Below are 18,189 nucleotides of genomic sequence, written 5' to 3'. Positions count from 1 at the left end.
GGCAGGACACCATGGCTGAGCCCGGCAACGACGCTCAAGACCGGCCGGTATTCGGGAAGATAACCGACTATGACATCGAGCGCCTCCGCTCTGAGGTGGGGGTCCCCCGTCATGGCCGCACGACCCGCCACGACCCGAAGCCGACCGAGGCGGGCATCTCGCACTTTGCCTTCAGCTACGGGGACGATAACCCCCTCTGGCACGACCCCGCCTACGGCTCGCTCACTCGGTGGGGAGCGACGATCGCCCCGCCGACATACATGAGCATCACCGGCCAGTGCGACATACCCAAGCCGCCCAAGCACACGCGAACCGAGCCCGCTCCGCTCAAGGGTTGCGGCGAGTACGCGTCCGGGTTGAGCTGGGAGTGGTTTCGGCCCGTATACGCAGGCGACGAGATCTGGTACGAGCCCAGTATTTGCGGGGTGGAGGTCAAAGAGGGGAGCAGGTTCGCGGGAGGCAGGACCGTGGTCCGCACTGGCCGGGAGCATTACGTCGACCGGGCAGGGCAGACGATCTCCAGCCATGAGAACACCTTTGTCATTGCGGAGCGTGGCGGGTCGCAGAACAAGAACGAGCACCGCGACGTGGTCGCGGCCACCTACACCGACGAGGAGATCGCAGAGATCGACGCCCTGTATGCCGCCGAGGCCCCACGGGGAGCGGAGCCGCGCTGGTTTGAAGACGTGGAGGTCGGCGAGCGCCTTCAGCCGCTGGCCAAGGGACCGCTAACGGTCACCGACATCATCGCCGAGCACCTTGGGAGGGGCATGGGCCACTACGGGCACGGCCCTCTCAAGTACTGGTGGTTGGGACGCCAGAGGATGGCGGGGTTCTACACCAACAATTCCCAGGGCATCCCCGACGTGGTTCAGCGGCTGCATTGGGAGGATGAGCGCGCTCGGGAGATCGGCCTTCCGCTGGCCTACGACTACGGCGACATGAGGGTCAACTGGCTCTGCCACCTCGTAACCAACTGGATGGGCGACGATGCCTGGCTCTGGAAGCTCTCGTGCAACATCCGCCGATTCAACTTCCTCGGCGACTGGCACAAGATGGAGGGAAAGGTGACAGCCAAGCGGATGGAGGCCGGTCGGCCGGTGGTCGACTTGGAGCTCACCGGAACCAGCCAACGCGGCTGGGTGACGTGCTCTGGTCAGGCGACGGTGGTGTTGGCGTCAACCGGACACGGCCCGGTGAGGCTGCCGGACCCGCCTCGGCCGCTGTCTGAGCGGGCGGCGGCCGCCGCAGTTGAGCGCAGCGCCCGACGCAGGGCCGCGACGCCCTAGCGCGGCCAAAGCGCGGGCGGATACGGCTAGGTCGGGGCGTTCCAGGCGTCGATGATCGCCTGTGTGGTGGTGACGGTGGCGAGCATCTTGAGGGTGTTGCCCACCATCACATCGGTATAGCCGGCGGGTGTTCCGGCGATCGCGTCTTGCGGCACGACGACCTCGTAACTCCGGTTGACCAGGTCCATCACGGTATTGGGGATAGCGACGTTGGCGGATATGCCGACGACGATCACGTTCTCGACCCGCAGGGTGCGAAGAACCGGGTCGACTCCGCCGTCAAAGATGGCGCTCATTCCGTGTATGCGGGTGAAGGTCAGATCTCGGGGGTCCGGCCCGAGGGCGGGGATCAGCTCGGCGCCCTCCTGAAGCCGGTCATCAGGAGGCAGTGGAGCGTCGGGGACGACTCCTCTCAGCTTGTAGAGCGCCACATTCGTGTTTTGGCCCAGCAAATCCCGCCGGGCCAGCTTCAGGCAATGGGCTACGGGAACCTCAGCCCGGCGCGCCGCGGCAACGAGCCGCTCAATCTCCGGCAAGACCCGTTGGGCTGATTCGGCCAGCGGCCCTTTGGCCAAGTCGCCGACCCGGTTGCGTTGCAGTTCTATGGTGAGCAGGGCTGTAGATTCGGGATTGACAACGCGGCGAATGTCCATCGGCATGGCGGGTTCCTATCCGGGTGAAGTGGGCTGATCTGCTGAGTGCTCGTTGATGGCTGTCCACACCCGCTGGGGGGTGTAGGGGGGGTCGAGATGAACCACTCCGAACGGGGCCAATGCGTCGTTGACCGCGTTCTGAACGGCGGCCCAAGAACCGGTGGTGCCGACCTCGCCTATGCCCTTGGCGCCGAGTGGATTGTTGTCGGTGGGGGTCACGGTGTGGGCTGTTTGGAACGACGGGAACTCAGCCGCGCTGGGAAACGCATAGTCGGCGAACGTGGTGGTCAGAGGGTTGCCGTCATCGTCATACAGCATCTCTTCGAACAAGGCCTGGGCGATGCCGCCCAACATGCCGCCGTGGACCTGTCCTTCGGCCAGCATCGGATTCAGAATCGTTCCGCAGTCGTCCACCGCCACGATCTGGCGGAGGCCGACGGCGCCGGTTTCGGTGTCGATCTCGACCACTGCTATGTGGCTGCCGAACGACACCGTCCCATCTTTGGTTTGTTTGAAGCCCGGAGCGGCGGCGAGTCCGGGATTGCCGAGGCCGGGCCGGTTGGCGAACTCGGCCAGCTCTTTCCAGTTGACGGCCGAGGAAGGAGACCCGCGAAGGCACAGGCCCAGCCCGCTTCGGTCGGGGGTGATGTCTGCTGGGCTGGCTTCCAGCATCTCGGCGGCGAGCCCTGTGGCCTGGCTGAAGACTGCGTGGGCCGCATTCAGCACCGCGCTGCCGCCGATTTGGGCTGATCGCGAGCTTCCAGTGCCGCGCCCCCGGGCGACGCTGGCCGTGTCGGCGTCGACAACCGTCACGATGGCCGGCTCGATGCCGAAGACTTCCGACACGATCTGGGCATAGACGGTGTGGTGGCCCTGGCCGTGGGCGGCCGTCCCGACCCTGACTTGGAAGCGCCCGTCGAGGTCGATTTCCAGCGACGCATTGTCGGAGTTGAAGCCGGGGACTGAAGCCGACAACTCGATGTAGCAGGCGACGCCGATGCCGATTTGGCGGCGCGCGGAGCCCTCTCGACGGTGCTGTTGCTCCCTTCTCAGCGCCTCGTAGCCGATGAGGCTGGCCGCTTCATCGAGCGCGGCTACGTAGTTGCCCGTGTCGTAAATCGTTCCGACGAGATTGTCGTAGGGAAAGGCATCCATCTCGATCAGGTTGCGGCGCCGGAACTCGACCGGGTCGATGCCGAGGCGGTTGGCCAGCAAGTCGATGCTCCGCTCGATCAACCCGGCCGCTTCGGGGCGCCCTGCCCCGCGGAAAGCCCCAACCGGTGCGGTATTGGTGCAGACGCCGCGGTGCCGGTAATCGACATGGGGAATCTTGTAGGGGCCTGGAGACAGCCTTCTCGTGGTGGCCGCGATGCCGAGATTCACTCCTGGGTATGCGCCGAGATCAGCGAGGGCGTCAACGCCGAAACTGGTGATGCGTCCTTGGTCGTCGGCCGACAGGGAGATGTCGAACACCTGGCTCCGAGCGTGCATTTCGAGCAAGTTCTCGGTGCGGGACTGCACCCATCTGACGGGCCGTCTGAGCCTGAGCGCCGAAGCGGCGGCGATCACATATTCGGGAATGGCGGTTGTCTTGCCGCCGAAGCTGCCCCCGACGTTGGTCGACACAACCCGGATCTGCTCAGGTTCGAGCCCGAGGTGGCGGGCGAGGCCATCTCGGACCATATGGGGCATCTGCGTGGCTGCCCACAGGGTGAGCGTGTGCTCTCCGGCCACCTCGACGGTGACCGATGCTCCCTCCATCGGCGCGCCGGCCATGCGGTGGTTGCCGAGACGGGCCCTGACGGTGGTGTGCGTGCCCGACTCTTGGCCTGCGGCAAGGTGCTGGTCGATGACGATGTTCGTTCCCGCCTCGGGGTGTATTGCCAACGCGCCAGGGCGCGCCGCCTCCCCGGGATCGATGATGTGGGGGAGGGGCGCATAGTCAACCTCTATTAGGGCGGCGGCATCGATGGCGTTGGCCTGAGAGTCGGCAATGACGACCGCGACCGCCTCGCCCACGAAGCGGACGACATCTCGGGCCAGCGCGGGCCGGAGCCAAAATTCGCTCAACATCTGGTCCATCCCCGGAGGCGACACTGGGTCTAGGTCTAAGTCGCCGGCGCAGAAGACCGCGACCACCCCTGGAGATGCCGCGGCCCACGAGGTGTCTATGGCCGAGATCTGAGCGAAGGGATAGTGGGATCGGCAGAAGGCGGCATACAGCAGGCCTTCCACCGCAACATCGCCCGAGAACCGGGCCTCGCCGGTCAACAGCGCTTGGTCTTCCACCCGGCGAGGCGATCCCCCGATGCCCAAATCACGATCCTGGCCGGTCATTCAGGCACCATACAGCGACGGCACCGGGAACGAACTGCCTCGTCGGCGGCCGGAACTCACGCTTGCCGGCTGCCCTCGAGGGCGTTGAGCACCTTGTCGGGAGTGAAGGGAATGTCGCGGAGCCGGATGCACGCGGCGTTGTAGATGGCGTTGCCGATGGCGGCCGGAACTCCGACGATTCCGAGCTCGCCGATGCCCTTGGCGCCGGTGGTGCCGTACCAGGGATCGAACTCGTCGATCCAGATGGCCTCGATGCTGTGGATGTCGGCGTGGGCGGCAATGTGGTACCCGGCAAGGTCGCCGTTGACAATGTGCCCGTAACGGGTATCGAGGTACGCCTCTTCGAACAGAGCAGCTGAAATGCCCATCGTGGTGCCGCCGATCAACTGGCTGCGGGCGGTCAGGGGGTTGATGATCCGACCGGCAGCGTAAACGCCGAGCATCCGGTCAACCCTGACCTCGCCGGTGACGGTGCTGACCCGCACTTGGCTGAAGTGCGCTCCAAAGGCGTGGCGCGATTTCTTGCGCCCCCCTCGAGGGGCAAAGCCGGTGGCCTTGGCCCTGGCCCCGTCATTGGGGTTTGCCCCATGCTTGCTGCGGAATCTCCGTGCCGCCGCTTCGACGGCCGCCCCCCATTCGCTTGTGCCCATGCTTCCTCCCGCCGCGAACGCGAACGGTCGCTTCGAGTGGCCGATGTCGGCATCGACGATGTCGGCAGACACGCCAAGGGCATCAGCGGCGATCTGGGGCAGAACGGTCCACGCCCCTGTTCCGAGGTCGGCACCTTGGAGTTCCACGGTGTAGCGGCCGTTTCGATACTCGATGGCCGCCCGGGAGGGGATCAGATGGTGATTGGGATACGTCGCGCTGGCCACACCCATGCCCAAGAGCCACTCCCCGTCGCGCTTGCTGCCCGGTGAGAGCCGGGCACCCCAGCCGAACTCGTCGGCACCCTTCTGGAGGCAGGCAACCAGATTACGGGTGCTGAAAGGGCGACCGGTCTCGGGATCGACCTCAGGCTCGTTTCGAATGCGGAGCTCGATCGGGTCTTCGTCGACGGCAATGGCCAGCTCGTCCATTGCCGTCTCAAGGGCGAACATCCCCGTGAAATCGCCAGGCGCCCGCATGAACATGGGAACGCCCACGTCGAGCTTCACGGCATGGTGAACAGTCCGCCGGTTGGGGGTGGCGTACATCGAGCGCGTCGGCGTGACGGTCTGCTCGATGTATCTCCGGATTCTCGCCGTCGGCGCCCAGCTCTGGTGGTCGATGGCAGTGAGCTTGCCGTGCTCGTCGGCGGCGAGTTTGACGGACTGGTGGCTCGGCGGTCGATAGCCCACGGTGCGGAACATCTGCTGTCGGGTCAACGCGTACTTCACCGGTCGCCCCCGGAGCTTCTTTGCGGCCAGGGCGGCCAGCACAATGTGAGAGTGGGGCAATCCCTTGGTGCCGAAAGACCCGCCCACGTAGGGGCTGATGATCTCAAGCTGATTGGGCAGGAGTCCCAGCATGGGGGCGAGCGTGCCGATGTGGACGGGCGCCGCCCCCTGATTCGAGTCGTAGAGCGTGAGCCTAGGGGCGCGGGGGCTCAGCCGGCGCGGTCGATGCCAGATGGCGATTATCGGATGGGGCTCGATGGGGTTGTGGTAGTGGGCTGAGCTCGTGTACACGGCCTCATGGACGTGGGCAGCCTCGCTGACCGCAGTCTCGACATCGCCGATTTCCTCTTTTCCGGGGCCAACTGTGGGGAGGCGCCGGGGCACAAAAGTCTCAGGATGATCAGGGGAGAAGGCGGCGTCGAATGCAGCTTCTTCGTAGGCCACCTCCACGAGGCTCGCGGCGTGGCGGGCAATGGCGGGGGTCTCGGCCACCACTGCTCCGATGAACTGCCCCCAATAGTGGACTTTGCCGGATTGCAGTATCCACAGGGAGGGGTCTGTCCGCAATCGAAGCCGAGGGGCGTTCTCGTGGGTCATGACCATGAGCACCCCGGGAAGCGATTCGACTGCGGTGGTATCGAACGACTTCACTCGACCCTTGGCGATGGTGGCCGAGAGGGGAAACAGGTAGGCCGGGTTGTCCACGGGCTGTTCGTAGGCATACGGCGCAGTGCCGGTCACCTTCAACGGCCCGTCCACGCGGGCTCGCGCCTCGCCGCCAGGACCGCCGAATACTTGGTCGCGGGCTGGTTCGGACACGCCGGCGGACGGGGCGTTGACGGTCGCCGCTGGGGGGCGATCCTCGGTGAGCTCGGAGAGGACCGCAACGATGGTGTTGCGGAGTTGCGGAATCTTGTACGAGTTCTGGCGCCCGGGTCGGGCTGCCGCCAGTTCGGCGTCGGCCGCGGCCCGAAACGAGTCGGCGGTTGCGGGCGCGCCCCGCAGGGCCTCTTCGGCGACGCGGGCCCGGAACGGCCGATGCGACACCATGCCCAGCCCCAGGCGCACGTCTCGCACGATCCCGTCGGCAACGTCGATGGCGGCAGCCACCGACACCATGGCGAACGCGTAGGACGCTCGTTCTCTGACTTTTCGATACCGGGATCGAGTGGTGAAGGGCAGGGGAGCGATCTCCACCGCCACTATGAGCTCCCCCTGTCCCAGGTTGGTGTCCAGATGAGGGGTGTCGCCCGCCGGACGGTGGAAGTCGGCAAACGGAATCCTGCGCTCTGCGCCTGAGGAGACGGCGACCACGGTGGCGTCGAGCGCGACCAGCGCGGTGCAGAGATCTGATGGGTGGGCGGCCACGCAGTGTTCAGTTGTCTCGAATATGGCGTTGTGCTTCCCAAACCCCTGCACCGCGGCACAGCCGGTGCCCGGGCTCCGCTTGTTGCACGGGGTAGTGAGGTCTTGGAAGTAGACGCAGCGAGTGCCCTGCATGAGGTTTCCGGCCGTGGTCGCCATGTTCCGCAGCTGACCCGAGGCCCCCGCGGCAATCGCTTGGCTGAGAAAGGGGAACCGCGATCGGACGAGGGGGTGGGCCGCCATGTCGCTGTTGCGCGCCAACGCCCCCACGCTGATCGAGCCGTCGGGCAGTTCCGTTATCTCGTTTAGACCAAGACCGCCTATGTCGACCAGCTTCCCGACGGATCTGACTCCCAGCCGCAGGTGGTCAACGAGATTTGTTCCCCCGGCCAGGAAGACCCCGTCGTCGCCCACCAGCTCGAGAGCCTCCCCAATGCTCGCGGCCCTCTCGAACTGGATCGGCTTCAAGGCCGCATTCCCCCTTGGTCGGCCACCATGGCGATGGCGGCAGCGATGTTGGTGTACGCGCCGCAACGACACAGGTTCCCGCTCATTAGCTCGCGTATCTCGGCATCGGTGAGAAGAACCCCAGTTTCGGCCACGTCGATGGTGACGTGGCTTGGAGCACCTTGCCGAGCCTCTGAGAGCATGCCCTCTGCGGAGCAGATCTGCCCTGGCGTGCAGTAACCGCACTGGAGGCCGTCGCATTCGACGAATGCGGCCTGGAGGGGTGAGAGGTTACCGACCGCGCCGAGTCCCTCAGTTGTCGTCACCTCGGTGCCGTCGCAGGAGGCGGCGAGCGCCACACAGGAGAGGATCCGGCGCCCATCCACCAGTACCGTGCATGCTCCGCACTGACCGTGGTCGCACCCCCTCTTGGCCGAATTGACGCCCACTTCGTTGGTGAGCGCGTCCAGCAGGGAGGTGCGGGCATCGAGCGTCCCCTCCCACCTCTCGCCGTTTATGGTGAGACGGACATCCGCCGTCCATCGGGGCCTGTCCGCATCCTCCCCCATCTGAGATGCCGGCTGCGGGTGATGCATAAGGTGGAAGTGTAGTTTGAGCTGAGTTTGGGCCACGCTACGCGCGTTGTTCTGGGCAAAACTGTGCTTCGAGCACAGCGGTAACTTCGGCGCGGTTCACCTTGCCGCTTCCAATCCACGGAAGCTCGTCCAAGTCGTCGACGAAGAGAAGATGGCGGGGAACCTTGTAGCTGGAGAGTTCTCGCCGCGCGTGTTCCCCCAGGCTGGCATGCGACACTCCGCTCTCTGGGGCGCGCACAACGAGTGCAGCGACATCCTGGCCGCGCTCGGGGTGGGCCACGCCGTGAACGAGCGCCATCTGCACTCCTGGGTCGGACTCCAAAACGAGCTCCACCTCGCGAGGCGACACGTTCATGCCCGATGTCTTGATCATCGTCCCCAGCCGGCCCTGGAAGTAAATGTGTCCGTCGGCGTCGATCGAGGCGCGGTCACCGGTTGGGTACCACCCACCGGGCAGAAAGGTGGCCTCCCGCTCCACCTTGTACAGGCCCTGCATGACCCCATGGCCGCGAACCAACAGCTCGCCCCACTCGCCGGGACTGGCTTGGATACCGGTTTCGGGGTCGACAATTCTTCTCTCGAATCCCGGGACCGCCGGCCCATACGACCCCCGCTTTTCCGGGGGGAGCGCCTTTCCCTCCATGTCGAGCGAGTGGGGTCCAAGCGTTTCTGTCATGCCGAGCCCTTGGGCCTGAAACTCTGGCTGGGCGCGTTGGCGCTCCGGCGACAGCAGGCGCTTGTCGCCGACGCGGCGCAGCGGCGAAAGGTCGAAGCTCTCAGACTCGGGGGCCTCGGCCATGGCCGAGCTCACATGGGCGAATCCAAGCACATGGGTACAGCGTTCACGCTCCAGCGTGGCCAGGGCGGAGAGTGGGTCGAAGCGGTCTTCGAAAACCAGCGTGGCCCCGGCATGCATCGCCACGCCAAGCGAATAGACGAACCCCCCGACCCAGAACAGCGGCATCGACGTGTAGATCACATCTGAGCGACGCACATCCCGCCGCCCGGCGATGCGGTGGCCCTGGGTAACGATGGATCCCTGGGTGTGCAAGGCGCCTTTGGGCTCGGCCGTGGATCCAGACGTGTACAGCAGCACTCCGGGGTCCGCCGGGCATACTTCCCGCTCGACCGCGTCGAGGTGAGCATCAGAAGTCTCGTGTCGGAGGGCCAAGAGGTCGTCGACAGTCCCGGCCCAAGGGCGAGAAGTCTGGCCTAGAACCCAGACCGAGCGAAGGTAGGGGTGCGATTCCACCCTGATTCGAGCACCGGAGCCGCCGAGCTCTGGTGCTGATTCTTCGAGATAGTCAAGGTAGTTGTGGCCAAGGTGCTCATCGACGGTCAAAAGGACCTGAACGTCGGAATGCCGCAGAAGCGCTCCCAGCTCACGGGACTTCAGGTAGGTGTTGAGGAGAACCGCAATCGCGCCGACCCGGCTCGCCGCCAGCCAGCTCACCACCCACTTCGGAGAGCTGGAGGCCAAAAGCCCCACTCGGGAACCCTTGCCCACACCGGCTGAGATCAGGCTTCGCGCCAGTTCCCGGCTGGCCTGATCGGCCTCTGCGTAGGTGATGCGCTCATCGCCCAACACCACAAAAGCCTGGTCGGTGTGTTGGGACACGCAGTGCCCCAACAGAGACCCAACCGTTGGTCGAAAAGCCAGTTCGCCGGGCCGCTCCTCGGTCATCGGCGAGTCCTCCCCTCAGCCCCGCCTAGTCCCGCACCGCAGCACCCGCAGGGTCGCATCCATGTCTAGTTCCATTATCGTCCAACGGCTGTGCCTTCCCCTGAGGGCGTCGAGAACTACTCCACTGTCCGGTTCTCGGTCCAGTCGATGTTGAGCTCCCTGACGGCGAAGCGCCACCCCTCGTCGAGGCGGGTGAACTGGTCTAGGTAGCGGATGTACATGACAAGGTCGGTGGTGGAGCCGCCGTCATCGGGGACGCTCAAATGGTGGGCGATGCAGTAGGTCTCCCCGGTGGCCGAATCGCCGTTGACGGCCGTCTGCTGCTGGCCGATGAAGTGAAAGGTGGACTTGTACCGCAATCTGGAGATTGTGCGGGCAATCTGCTCGCGTCCGATCAGCTCTCCGCGGACATTGTCGCCAGCCGAGCGATCCACCATTCGAAGCACCCCGTTGGGCGCATAACAAGCGGCAACCCCGTCGGGATCCTTGCGATCGACGCATCGGGCGTACTCGGCAGCGAGGTGGGCCAGCGCATCCTGATCCCTCATGCCCGAAACCTACCACCCGCCACAGATCAACTGGACCCAAGAACGGGTCCGGCCACGAGAGCTTTGGCGCCGAGTTGATCGCCGCCCGACCAGTGCCGACAGATCAACGCAAAGGCACACCGGCCAGTCAAAAGCAGGGTCAGACACCAGCCGGACGACCCCCACATCATGCTCACAGTCCAAAGCGTTGCCGGTTCTTCCTGTGGACCGGGAGAAGAAGTTGAGGATTTCCTCTTTGGTGGCATCTGCCTCGGGCGGCGGATGGGGAGTCGCGGCCAGAGCCATCGCCTGATTCTCACGTTCTGCCGTTCACCTCGCCGAGTAGCGATGCTGGCCGCTGTGGCCTTTGGGGAGGCAGCAGTCCTTTCTTGAGCGAGGGCCGCGAAACCCGCAGATCGTTCCATCGGCGTTGTCTGACGCTCTGAACTGGGGCCGCGCCAGCCCGCCGTCGGGTCCCATTTGCCTGAGGCTGTCCACTAACTCGGGAACCGCAAATCGACGGTTCCGCGCTCCCCCCGTTCGATGCACGATACCTGCGCTCTCAAGAGAGCCAAGCGCCTCCCTTGCCGCCCGCTTGGCAACTCCCAGCCGCGTTGACACCATGTCGGCATCCAGCACTGGCATCGCAGGCAGAGCCTCTAGCAACTCCGCCGCCGCGCTTCCTCTCCTGAACCGCTTGGATTGCCGCCATCGGGAAACCATCATCTCGGCACTACGAGTCGCCGAGAGTGCCTGTCTGTGGGCTTCTCCGCAGGAATCAGACAGCACCTCCAGCCATCGACTCAAAGCGACGCTGCGAACAGCGTGTTCACCAATCCCGCAGACAACTCGTGTGTCGTTGAGCGCCTGGTAGTACCTCTGCCTGTCGTTGCTCAACGCCGTGCTGATCGGAACGGCGCCGTCCGCCGCGCCCGACGCGTTCAACACAGTCTGTATGAGTGCCCTTCCTGTCCTGCCGTTACCGTCCTCGAATGGGTGGATGGTCTCGAACTGGGCGTGGGCTACTGCCGCCTTCAGCACGGGGTGGTGGCCGCTTGCGTTCACATAATCCGCCAGGTCGTCCAACAGCGGTGGCACTTCCTCTGGCGGTGGCGGGACGAACGACGCATCCTCGATCAAGCAGCCGGGAGGGCCTATCCAGATGGGCGAGGTCCGCACAGCGCCGCCGATATCCCTCTCCCGGGTGCCCTCGAAGAGAAGATTGTGGAGGGCGAGAATGTCGTCTGCGGAGCAAGTGCCGCCTGTCCGCATTTTCGCCCCCAACTCGGCCGCCGCCGCTATCTGTTGGGCAGCTCCCAAAGTCAGTGCGTCGTTCTCGTCGGAGACTGGCTTGCCAGCTTGGACCATGTACCGCGCCCAGGCGAACCCCGATTCTGTAGCGTCCACCCCCTCAATCAAGCTAGACCTGATGCTCTCGTCACGTGCCATCATCCATTCGGCTATCGTGCTGCCGAGCGCGCTGGCCGGCAGGGTGCTTGTGGCGGACAGCGCCCTGTCGGCCGCTGTCACCGCACTCAGGTCGGCAGCGCTGAGGGCTGGCTCCCACCCCGACAGCGGATGCGGCACATAAGAGCGGTAGGCTCTGCGCCCGTAGCCTGTGGCAGTCGCCATCCAGCCTTCAGCCTCAACGTATCTCCCCACACCGCGAGCATAACGCGTCGCATGGGCTATAACTCTTGTGTTCAGGACGCGATACGCCCGCTAAAGCGTCGCATGGGCTACATGTTGGTCTCGCTCCCAAGCTTGTCCTCGAACACCGCTGGAGCCACGCGGCACGATGCCCGATTTACCGTTGGGCATGGACGAGACCGCAGATCCGGGCATTGAGGTTTCCTCAGGCGAGGCGGCCGACAGGGTGGCTGCCGACCTGAACGAGAGGTTCGGCGCTGGCATCGGCAAAGCTGATCGGCTGCACTTGGAGCAGCTGCTCCTCGACGCCATGGGCGATGACAGGATCGTCGCCGATGCCATCGCCTACCGCTTCGGCGACCATGAGGAGGACGACGACGGCTTCCACAGGTGGATGGCCACCTATCTGCGCGCGCTCTATGCACAGTACATAAGCACAGTACAACAGCCTGAGGTGGCAGAAACCCTCGTTACGCTGGGGATTTAGGGCACACTTGGGAACACCCGGCAAGGGCTAAGAACCTTGATTTGTACCCCCAACGGGATTCAAAGGCGAATTGTTTCCCCAGGTCAGTCGCCTGAAATGAGCCAATCTGCCTTTTCGTCCCACAATCGGTCCCACACGAGCAACGGCGGGCTAAGCCGGTCCAAGCGCGGTCCGCGACTGGCGGGGGCTTGTGTACTCTACCCGCGTGCTGGGTGGTCTGATCCATTTGTATTTACACGCATCGTCGGTTGCTGAGGCGGATCGAGTCGATTATCCGTGTCGAATCCCAGCGCTAGTGCCGCAAGAGGCGGTCAAGGGCTAGGCTGTGGGGTGAGCAGGCAGCGGCAGCCGCCAACAGGGAGACAGTCGGATATGGGCGTGAGGCACTCATCGGCGCAGCGGAAGCGCTTGGCGTTGAAGGCAAAAAAGCGCGGCGTTGAAGCCGTGGCCAAGCAGGCTGGCGTCGAGCCCGGCACTGTGCGGGGCTGGTGCGCCGAGTTCGGCGTGGGCATTGGAACCAGGGGCAGCAGCCAGGCTGCGACCGCTCCTGTTCGCGAGGTTGACTTGCTTGGGGCAGCGACTTCCGGCCTCGACGACTTCGCGGATTCCAGTAACATCCAAGAAATGGACGGTTTGGTCAAAAAGGCGGGGGACGCGCTGTCTTGTGAGCTGTCGGCTTGGCTTGGCGATGCCGGCAGCAGGGAGCTTGCCTCAAAGAGGCTGGGAGAAGTGATCTCCGACTGGGAGGCTGAGCACGGCACGATTACCGCCGAGGAGCTTGACGAGGCGCGAGCCCAACTCTTTGGATGACGGTCTTCGTATTGGACGCCGGTGAACTGATCGGACTCGAGAACGACAGCCGGGCTGCTTGGGCGAGGCTCCATGCGGCCCGCAGGAATTCCGATGGTCTCATTGTCCCGACCGGGGTGATCGGGCAAGTCTGGCGCGGCACTCCTCAGCAGGCACGGCTCAATCAGGCACTCAAGCAATGCAGGCCAATACCGCTGGACGAGGACACGGCACGCCTGGCCGGCTATCTGTGCGGGCGTACCGGTACCTCCGATGTGATTGATGCCGTCGTCGCTGTTGTTGCGCACAGTGCTGTGAGACACGGCGAGGCGTCGGTCCTAACCTCAGATCCCGAAGACATCGGCGCGCTGCTCGCGATTCTGAACTCAACGGTGAAAGTCGTGCCGGTCTGACGCGAAAGCGGACGGCCTACCAGACACGGGCGCTCAAGACGAGTCACAAGGGCCATCCAAGAACCTTGCGCCTGGCGATTCCAAGGCAGAATCAGGTGTCGTGGCGTGGGCCCGGTGGTTTGCTCCGGCGTTCCCCGCTCTTTTCCCCTGGGGGCCTCGGCGCTTCAGGCAGTGCGGGTCTAGTCGGCGCTTGGTTCTTCGGGTGTGCCGTGGGTGTGATCGCCCAGCTCCGGGGTCTGCTGGCACCGGGGATATTCGCTGGCGCGCTGGTTGTCGGAGGTGCGACGGTGGTCTGATGGGCAGGTGGTACACGTCCGATCACCATTTCGGGCACGACAACATCATCGGGTACTGCGGGCGCCCGTTCGCCGATGCCGGTGCCATGGACAAGGAGATGGTCGCCCGATGGAACGATGCGGTGGCCGACGAGGACGAGGTGTGGATCCTCGGTGACCTGGTGATGGGCGGCAAGGCGCAGGGCCTCGCCGGGCACGTCGCGCGCCTCAAGGGGCGCAAAATCCTCGTGCCCGGAAACCACGACCGGTGCTGGCAGGGCCACAGGGACCACCGCTGGGAGCGGGCCGACTACTACCGCATCGGCGGCGTAGACAAGATCATCGACAACCCCGAGCCCCACACCATCGCCGGGCACACCGCCCGCCTCAGCCACTTCCCCTATGTGCTCGACGCCCGCCACGACATGAAATACGACCAATGGCGCCCCAAAGACGACGGGGACTGGCTTCTTCACGGCCACGTCCACGAGAAGTGGCGCCAACAGCACCGGCAGATAAACGTCGGCGTCGACGCCTGGCGCTTCGCCCCCGTCGCCGAGCAAACCATCGCCGACCTCATCAAGGGTGGCCCCTCGAACACCCCCATCCCCGACCACACGTGAGATCGACGCCATCAGCGGCTTACCGATTGCACTTGAGCCGCCGACCGGCCGAACCCGAACTACCCCGCGAGATCAACGGTACAAGAGCCCCGGTCTGGCCGGCCGCCACGGCCCACAGCCCGCGATGGCATCGACGGGAAAGCAGACCGCCCGGCAGGCCTAGACGGACTGCCCTTCCCGGTCGAAGACGCGGTGGCCACCTGATCATCGCAGCCGCCCAAACAGGGGACACAAAGGGGCTGCGACCGCTAGCGGCCGGTGTTCGGGCGGTTGGCGACCGCTAGCGGCCGGTGTTCGGGTGGTTGGCGACCGGTTGCGACCGGCGGGGTGTCGCATAGTGGCGGGCATGGAAACCAACATTGGAGAACAGCACGACACTTTGTTGACCCGACCGCAGGTCGAGGCCCGTTGCGGGCTGTCCACGAGCTCGGTCTACCGGCTTATGCGCGAGGGGCTGTTCCCCGAGCCGATCCGCGTCGGCCGGCGCGCCGTGCGCTGGCCCGCGTCGGAGATCGACGAATGGCTAGCCACCCGGCCCCGGGCCACCGGCGACCGCCCTGCCGCCTAGACCGCCGGACAAACACACAAGGTCTCGCTTCCGACCGGCGGGCGCCTCCAAGACCATGGCATGGCTAGCCTCCTGCTAGTCGTGGAGAGGCTGGTCTTGAACCCTACGGGCCTGGGGCGGGAGCTGCTGGTCGATTTCGGCGCATCGTCGGAGGGCTTGTTGGGCTTGGGCGGGCCGGTGGCCGAGGGCTTGTTCGATGAGCGAGATGGCGGCGGCGGCGAGTCTCGCGGCGGCCTTGGCCATCTGCGCCGCGAATTGGGGGGTGGCTGTGTCGGGGTCGGCACCGGGCAGCGGGGTGGCGGGGTAGGTACTGGTGTGGCGCCATATTGATATCTGGTCGGGGGTGAGCGGCCCCAGGGCGGCTTCGATGGGGGCAACTTGGGCGGGGCCGAGCAGGTCGCGGGCCGCGTCGATGAGGCCGCGGATGTCGCGGGCGTTTTCGGGGTGGGGTGCTTGGCGGGCGCAGACGAGGGCTTGCAGCGAGGTTTCCATGGCGATCTGGGCGTGCTCGCACACGCCGAGCAGCCGGGCGCGGCGAAATCTGCGGGCGGTGGCGGTGTCGCCTTCGGCTGCGGCGTCGGCCTCATAGGACGACGGGGACAGGCTGGCGAAGATCGTGGTGAGCGAGTGGGCGGCGGCGGCGAGGGCGGCGGCGGCTTGCTGCTCGTCGGTTGCGGGTTTGCCGATCTTTTTGTCCCAGTCGATGGGCGTCTTGGGGGGCCGAGACGTGAGGGTGAGGGCACAGGAGGCGATATGGGCCTCGAAACTGGAGCGGCACCGAGTGGTCCGGACACACCACTCTGCCCGGTCGGTCACCCGCACATCGCACGGGAACCCGGTGGCCTGCTCCGCGGCGGTACGGGCCTGGTGTGCGAGGTAGCGGCGCTGTGTGTAGTCGCCGAGGTCGTCGAACACCACCACCAAGTCCACGTCTGAGCCGCCAGTCGAACAGCCGCGCGCCACCGAGCCGAACACGAGCACCTCCGCGGGATCCAAGTCCCGGCTGATGCGCTCGGCGGCCTTGCGGGCATCGCCGACAGAAGGCGATGGGTGATCGGGGGCAGCCACAGCGCCAGGCTACGCCGCCTAGAGACAGACTCAACGCTGGTTTCGGGGGCGATGCCGGCTGTTTTGGAGGCCAGACGACGACCAACGCGGCGGCGAGTCAGGTGGTTAGACCTGTGGCCGCGCTCGGCCACCTGTTGGGTCCGTGGGGCGGGGTCGATGCCGGGGTTTCAGGGGGCGGCCAGGTAGTCGGTGTCGTCGCGCACCCGGTCGAAGCAGGTTCGGTCGAGGTAGTGGTTCCACAGGCTGCGCTGTTTGATGCGCAGCGGGCCGCGGTTGTCGCCGGGGCCTTGCCAGGTGGCGGTCTCGACGCGCTTGCCGATGTCTGTCGCGGCCTCAAGCGCCGGCAGCAGGTCGGTGTCGGCTGAGAACACCACCGCGGTGTCGTAGGCGTCGGTGCGGGCCATGTCCACCACGTCCACCGCCAGCATCACATCGACGCCCTTCTCCTGAGCCCGCCAGGTGGTGTTCCCCCTCCTGGTCGTCTCGTGGTAGGCCAGCGGCCTGGTTTTGACCAATACGCCCTCCGAGCGCTCCCAGCCCGCGATCTGCCGGGTCACGAACCGCACAAGGACCGCGCCGCTTCTGATGTCAGGCAGGCCCTGGTACACCCGCACACCGAACAGCTCGCGGGCTGGGAGCGCAGACCTGCCCAGCTCGCACAACAGCTCCCCGATCCGGCGGGGATGGACATGGCCGAGGTTCTTGTCCGGGTCGCCCTCGAAGCCGAACGCGGCCCGCGCCAAGTGGTAGACGTTCTGGTAGTCGATGAACACCACGACCCGATGAGCGGACACGGCCCCAAAAAATAGCCCCGCCATGCCCTGTTGAACAGGACAGGCGGGGAAAAACAAGGCCACCCTACCCGCCCGAACCACCGGGCCACAACCCTTACAGTTCTCGACAAACGTCAACGGTGACAGCAGCGACCGGGCCCAACCGGCCAACAGGGCAGGTTCGACCGCGTCCGATCAGCCTTCGCCGGCGGTCGCGGCCCCTTGCGACCGCAAGCGACCGGTGTCGAGGGGGGTTGCGACCGGTTGCGACCGGCGGGGTTTCGCAGGATGGCCCCATGACTAAGAATCCTGCAATCTTTGAGAACAGGCCCTCAGCGCCGCCTGCGGCGGCGGGCGGGCTGTTGATGGCGCCGGAGGCGGTGCCCGACCAGAGGCTGGGGTGGTGCCGGCACCTGCCGCCGATGCCCGCCGCCTTCGGGCTGCCCGCGGTGCGCCAGCGCTGCGCGGGGTCGTCGCAGCCGCTGGTGGAGGTGCGCGGCATCGACGTGTTGGACGCCTATGAGCACCTGGGCATCTTGGGGGCGCGGCGCATGCTGGTGCGCTCAGATGTGGCCAAGCGCCTGCTGCTGGCCGAGCGGCTCTTGCCGAGCGGATTCTCGCTGGTGGTGCTCGACGCGTGGCGGTCTCCCGACGAGCAGCGGGCGCTGGTGTGCCACTACGGCGACGGCGCAGCCGAAGACGGGTTCGTCGCCCCGGTGTCAGACCACGGGTGCCGCCCGCCGCACACCACCGGCGGAACGGTCGATCTCACCTTGTCGTGGCTGGATCAGCCCCTGGCGCTGGGCACCGACTACGACGCGTTCGACGCCAACGCCGCCGTCCACGCCTTCGAGGCCCCTGGCGCCGATGCCCGTGTGCGCCTTTTGCGCCGCGGGTTCGCCTACGCCATGGCGACCGCGGGCTTCGTGCCCTACGAAAAGGAGTGGTGGCACTGGTCCCACGGCGACGACGTGTGGGCCCAAGCCACAGGACGCGCCGCCCTGTACGACATCGTGGAGCACCCGCCTCTCGACGGAACCCGCTCAGCGGGAATCTGCCTGGACTGAAGCCGCCCTGATGGGCGGCGCGCACCCCCTGCCGGGCACCCGCGCCTTGGCGCCGTCTGGGTGAGAGGTCGCTGGGCGTGGTGGCGGGCGGTGTGTCTGTGCTGGGCGCGCGGCGAGCCTGCCGTGTTGGAGATTTGGGGTGGTTCGGACGGTGTTCGGCGGGAATTGTCGCAGCCGGATGCGATTATGGAGGGTTCAG

At 65.8% G+C, this 18,189-nt stretch carries 16 protein-coding genes; 7 read left to right on the top strand and 9 right to left on the bottom strand.

All coding sequences use genetic code 11. The features are described from left to right. Positions 1–11: 11 nt before the first annotated feature. Positions 12–1,289: an FAS1-like dehydratase domain-containing protein gene (locus tag ACOGXA_RS11595; protein ID WP_419924030.1), complete on the top strand. Its 1,278-nt coding sequence runs from the start codon at positions 12–14 to the stop codon at positions 1,287–1,289. A gap of 26 nt (positions 1,290–1,315) precedes the next feature. Here ACOGXA_RS11595 and ACOGXA_RS11590 read toward each other — a convergent pair whose 3' ends face one another. The 7 genes from ACOGXA_RS11590 to ACOGXA_RS11560 form a co-directional block, all read right to left on the bottom strand. Continuing rightward, the gene (locus ACOGXA_RS11590; RefSeq protein ID WP_419924029.1) at positions 1,316–1,948 is read right to left on the bottom strand and encodes a cysteine hydrolase; all 633 of its coding nucleotides are present in this window, start codon (positions 1,946–1,948) and stop codon (positions 1,316–1,318) included. Between the two features lie 9 nt (positions 1,949–1,957). After that, the gene (locus ACOGXA_RS11585) at positions 1,958–4,279 is read right to left on the bottom strand and encodes a xanthine dehydrogenase family protein molybdopterin-binding subunit (RefSeq protein ID WP_419924028.1); all 2,322 of its coding nucleotides are present in this window, start codon (positions 4,277–4,279) and stop codon (positions 1,958–1,960) included. A 56-nt stretch (positions 4,280–4,335) separates the two neighbouring features. Further along, a complete protein-coding gene (locus tag ACOGXA_RS11580) occupies positions 4,336–7,491 on the bottom strand; it encodes a molybdopterin cofactor-binding domain-containing protein (RefSeq protein ID WP_419924027.1) in 3,156 nt (1,051 codons plus the stop codon). Continuing rightward, entirely contained in the window at positions 7,488–8,066 is a 579-nt protein-coding gene (locus ACOGXA_RS11575; protein ID WP_419924026.1) for a 2Fe-2S iron-sulfur cluster-binding protein, read from the bottom strand. The genes ACOGXA_RS11580 and ACOGXA_RS11575 overlap by 4 nt, the downstream gene beginning before the upstream one ends. Positions 8,067–8,103: 37 nt before the next feature. Then, positions 8,104–9,750, bottom strand: a complete 1,647-nt coding sequence (locus tag ACOGXA_RS11570; protein WP_419924025.1) for a class I adenylate-forming enzyme family protein — start codon at positions 9,748–9,750, stop codon at positions 8,104–8,106. Positions 9,751–9,866: 116 nt separating this feature from the next. After that, positions 9,867–10,298, bottom strand: a complete 432-nt coding sequence (locus ACOGXA_RS11565; protein ID WP_419924024.1) for a nuclear transport factor 2 family protein — start codon at positions 10,296–10,298, stop codon at positions 9,867–9,869. Between the two features lie 309 nt (positions 10,299–10,607). Continuing rightward, complete coding sequence (locus ACOGXA_RS11560) at positions 10,608–11,939, bottom strand: Fic family protein (protein WP_419924023.1); 1,332 nt, start codon at positions 11,937–11,939, stop codon at positions 10,608–10,610. Positions 11,940–12,096: 157 nt separating this feature from the next. Here ACOGXA_RS11560 and ACOGXA_RS11555 point away from each other — a divergent pair, with 157 nt between their 5' ends. The 5 genes from ACOGXA_RS11555 to ACOGXA_RS11535 all read left to right on the top strand — a co-directional run bounded on the left by ACOGXA_RS11555 (position 12,097) and on the right by ACOGXA_RS11535 (position 15,082). Further along, positions 12,097–12,414: a hypothetical protein gene (locus tag ACOGXA_RS11555; RefSeq protein ID WP_419924022.1), complete on the top strand. Its 318-nt coding sequence runs from the start codon at positions 12,097–12,099 to the stop codon at positions 12,412–12,414. Positions 12,415–12,792: 378 nt separating this feature from the next. After that, on the top strand, positions 12,793–13,224 hold the full coding sequence (locus tag ACOGXA_RS11550) for a hypothetical protein (protein ID WP_419924021.1): 432 nt from the start codon (positions 12,793–12,795) through the stop codon (positions 13,222–13,224). Next, the gene (locus ACOGXA_RS11545; protein ID WP_419924020.1) at positions 13,221–13,616 is read left to right on the top strand and encodes a twitching motility protein PilT; all 396 of its coding nucleotides are present in this window, start codon (positions 13,221–13,223) and stop codon (positions 13,614–13,616) included. The genes ACOGXA_RS11550 and ACOGXA_RS11545 overlap by 4 nt, the downstream gene beginning before the upstream one ends. Positions 13,617–13,911: 295 nt before the next feature. Continuing rightward, positions 13,912–14,514, top strand: coding sequence for a metallophosphoesterase (locus ACOGXA_RS11540; protein WP_419924019.1), 603 nt, complete (start codon positions 13,912–13,914; stop codon positions 14,512–14,514). A gap of 346 nt (positions 14,515–14,860) precedes the next feature. After that, complete coding sequence (locus tag ACOGXA_RS11535) at positions 14,861–15,082, top strand: helix-turn-helix transcriptional regulator (protein WP_419924018.1); 222 nt, start codon at positions 14,861–14,863, stop codon at positions 15,080–15,082. Between the two features lie 75 nt (positions 15,083–15,157). Here the strand turns inward: ACOGXA_RS11535 and ACOGXA_RS11530 are convergent, their stop codons facing one another. Then, positions 15,158–16,150: a nucleotidyltransferase domain-containing protein gene (locus ACOGXA_RS11530; RefSeq protein ID WP_419924017.1), complete on the bottom strand. Its 993-nt coding sequence runs from the start codon at positions 16,148–16,150 to the stop codon at positions 15,158–15,160. Between the two features lie 167 nt (positions 16,151–16,317). Further along, entirely contained in the window at positions 16,318–16,944 is a 627-nt protein-coding gene (locus ACOGXA_RS11525) for an NYN domain-containing protein (RefSeq protein WP_419924016.1), read from the bottom strand. A 275-nt stretch (positions 16,945–17,219) separates the two neighbouring features. Between ACOGXA_RS11525 and ACOGXA_RS11520 the strand changes: the two genes are divergently transcribed. Then, entirely contained in the window at positions 17,220–17,990 is a 771-nt protein-coding gene (locus tag ACOGXA_RS11520) for a M15 family metallopeptidase (protein WP_419924015.1), read from the top strand. Positions 17,991–18,189: the final 199 nt, after the last annotated feature.

Origin of the sequence: Candidatus Poriferisocius sp., from assembly GCF_965208475.1 — a bacterium.
Taxonomy (GTDB): Bacteria; Actinomycetota; Acidimicrobiia; order Acidimicrobiales; family Bin134; genus Poriferisocius.
Note: the sequence above shows the minus strand (reverse complement) of the source record. Positions and strands in the feature narration are given on the sequence as shown.

Bases quoted from the DNA above. Each gene is read 5' to 3' on its own strand.
- ACOGXA_RS11595 (WP_419924030.1), top strand. From the start codon at position 12: ATGGCTGAGCCCGGCAACGACGCTCAAGACCGGCCGGTATTCGGGAAG.
- ACOGXA_RS11590 (WP_419924029.1), bottom strand. From the start codon at position 1,948: ATGCCGATGGACATTCGCCGCGTTGTCAATCCCGAATCTACAGCCCTG.
- ACOGXA_RS11585 (WP_419924028.1), bottom strand. From the start codon at position 4,279: ATGACCGGCCAGGATCGTGATTTGGGCATCGGGGGATCGCCTCGCCGG.
- ACOGXA_RS11575 (WP_419924026.1), bottom strand. From the start codon at position 8,066: ATGCATCACCCGCAGCCGGCATCTCAGATGGGGGAGGATGCGGACAGG.
- ACOGXA_RS11570 (WP_419924025.1), bottom strand. From the start codon at position 9,750: ATGACCGAGGAGCGGCCCGGCGAACTGGCTTTTCGACCAACGGTTGGG.
- ACOGXA_RS11565 (WP_419924024.1), bottom strand. From the start codon at position 10,298: ATGAGGGATCAGGATGCGCTGGCCCACCTCGCTGCCGAGTACGCCCGA.
- ACOGXA_RS11555 (WP_419924022.1), top strand. From the start codon at position 12,097: ATGGACGAGACCGCAGATCCGGGCATTGAGGTTTCCTCAGGCGAGGCG.
- ACOGXA_RS11545 (WP_419924020.1), top strand. From the start codon at position 13,221: ATGACGGTCTTCGTATTGGACGCCGGTGAACTGATCGGACTCGAGAAC.
- ACOGXA_RS11540 (WP_419924019.1), top strand. From the start codon at position 13,912: ATGGGCAGGTGGTACACGTCCGATCACCATTTCGGGCACGACAACATC.
- ACOGXA_RS11535 (WP_419924018.1), top strand. From the start codon at position 14,861: ATGGAAACCAACATTGGAGAACAGCACGACACTTTGTTGACCCGACCG.
- ACOGXA_RS11520 (WP_419924015.1), top strand. From the start codon at position 17,220: ATGACTAAGAATCCTGCAATCTTTGAGAACAGGCCCTCAGCGCCGCCT.